The organism is Bradyrhizobium cosmicum (genome assembly GCF_032290525.1).
In the GTDB taxonomy this organism is placed as follows: Bacteria; Pseudomonadota; Alphaproteobacteria; order Rhizobiales; family Xanthobacteraceae; genus Bradyrhizobium; species Bradyrhizobium cosmicum_A.
In genome coordinates this window covers 1-261 of sequence record NZ_JASXTA010000331.1, presented here as the reverse complement: position 1 = coordinate 261, position 261 = coordinate 1, and the positions used below count along the sequence as shown (strand labels likewise).

The following is a 261-nucleotide window of genomic DNA, read 5'->3' as shown; positions in this document are numbered from 1 at the left end:
GAATGTTAGTGCAACTTTTGCAGCAGCTGTAGGAGCTGTGTTTTCTTTAATTACGTTATCCTTTTTTTATACTAAATATAGAAAGAGTTTAGACTTCAATATTCCAAAAGATAGTAATCATATAGAGGTTTCTACTAGTGAATTAGTAAAAGAATTTTTATCTGTTTCAATTCCATTTATATTCATTGTCGGATTATTTCCAATTTTAAATATAATTGATCAACATAATTTTATTCATGGTATGACGAAAATAGGTAAGGC

General features: G+C 27.2%; 1 protein-coding gene. It reads left to right on the top strand.

The window, feature by feature from the left end:
• The coding region (locus QSV46_RS40145) for a hypothetical protein (RefSeq protein ID WP_314964187.1) at window positions 1–261 on the top strand (261 nt) is incomplete at both ends.